The sequence below is a fragment of the Sphingomonas sp. NPDC019816 genome (assembly GCF_050274375.1).
Classification (GTDB): Bacteria; Pseudomonadota; Alphaproteobacteria; order Sphingomonadales; family Sphingomonadaceae; genus Sphingomonas.
Map to the genome: position 1 here is coordinate 1 of NZ_JBNNOB010000257.1, position 1,765 is coordinate 1,765.

Here is a 1,765-nt window from a genome sequence, read left to right on the forward strand (position 1 = left end):
GGGCGACCAGGACGCGATCGAATATCTCTGCCGCGAGGCGCCCGCCGCTGTGTACGAGCTGGAGCACGCCGGCGTGCCGTTCAGCCGCACCGAAGAGGGCAAGATCTATCAGCGCCCGTTCGGCGGCATGATGCAGAATATGGGCGAAGGCCCGCCTGCCCAGCGCACCTGCGCCGCCGCCGACCGTACCGGCCACGCCATGCTGCACGCGCTGTACCAGCAGTCGCTGAAGTATGACGCCGATTTCTTCATCGAATATTTCGCGCTCGACCTCATCATGGACGAGCAGGGCAATTGCCGCGGCGTGATCGCTTTGTGCATGGAAGACGGCTCGATCCACCGCTTCCGCGCGCATAACGTCGTGCTGGCGACCGGTGGTTATGGCCGCTGCTATTTCTCGGCCACCTCGGCGCACACCTGCACGGGTGACGGCGGCGGCATGGTGCTGCGGGCGGGCCTGCCGCTGCAGGACATGGAGTTCGTGCAGTTCCACCCGACCGGCATTTACGGCGCGGGCGTCCTCATCACCGAGGGTGCGCGCGGTGAAGGCGGCTATCTGACCAACTCCGAGGGCGAGCGCTTCATGGAGCGCTACGCGCCGTCGGCCAAGGACCTCGCCAGCCGCGACGTCGTGTCGCGTTCGATGGCGATGGAAATCCGCGAAGGGCGCGGCGTCGGCAAGGAGGGGGATCATATCTACCTCCATCTCGACCATATCGACCCGAAGGTCCTGGCCGAGCGCCTGCCCGGCATCACCGAGACCGGCAAGATCTTCGCCGGTGTCGACCTGACCCGCCAGCCGCTGCCCGTCACGCCGACCGTCCACTATAATATGGGCGGCATTCCGACCAACTATCACGGCGAAGTTGTCCGCCTGAAGGACGGCAACCCGGATTCGGTCGTGCCCGGCCTGTTCGCGGTCGGCGAAGCGGCCTGCGTGTCGGTGCACGGCGCGAACCGCCTGGGTTCCAACTCGCTGATCGACCTCGTCGTGTTCGGCCGCGCGACCGGCCTGCGCATCAAGGACACGCTGAAGCCCGGCACGCCGCATGCGCCGCTGCCCAAGGGCTCGGAAGAGCTGGCGCTGGGTCGCCTGGATCACTTCCGCAATGCCGCCGGTGGCTCGACCACCGCGTCGGTGCGCAGCGAGATGCAGAAGACGATGCAGCGCCACTGCGCCGTGTTCCGCACCGACGAGCTGCTGACCGAAGGCCGCCAGATGATCCGCGCCACCTATGACCGGATGAAGGACATCGGCATCAAGGATCGCTCGCTGATCTGGAATACCGATCTGGTCGAGACGCTGGAGTTGGACAATCTGATCAGCCAGGCGGTCGTGACGATGGAATCGGCGCTGAACCGCAAGGAAAGCCGTGGCGCGCACGTGAACGAGGACTTCCCCGATCGCGACGACGCCAACTGGATGAAGCACACCGTCGCGACCTTCGACGGCTGGGGCGGCCAGGGCGGCGGGGTCGAAATCGACTATCGCCCGGTGCATGACTACACGCTGACCGACGATATCGAGTATATCAAGCCGAAGAAGCGGGTGTACTAAAGGCCCGGTTTTACGGTTCGGAATGAAGGGGCTGGCGAGCGATCGCCGGCCCTTTTTGTTTTTTCCTTCTCCTTCTTCTCCCCTCCCGCAGGCGGGAGGGACCGGGGGAGGGAAAGCCACAAACGACATCGCTCGTGGAAGAAGCCCTCCCCCATCCCCCTCCCGCTTGCGGGAGGGGGCGTGCCCCGCTCCGGCGATCAGCGCAGA

At 65.6% G+C, this 1,765-nt stretch carries 1 protein-coding gene; it reads left to right on the forward strand.

Annotation, left to right across the window (positions count from 1 at the left end; translation table 11 throughout):
- Positions 1 to 1,558 (forward strand): succinate dehydrogenase flavoprotein subunit (gene sdhA / locus ACQKJZ_RS19200; RefSeq protein ID WP_427733291.1); only part of this gene is annotated, 1,558 nt, incomplete at its 5' end.
- Positions 1,559 to 1,765: the final 207 nt, after the last annotated feature.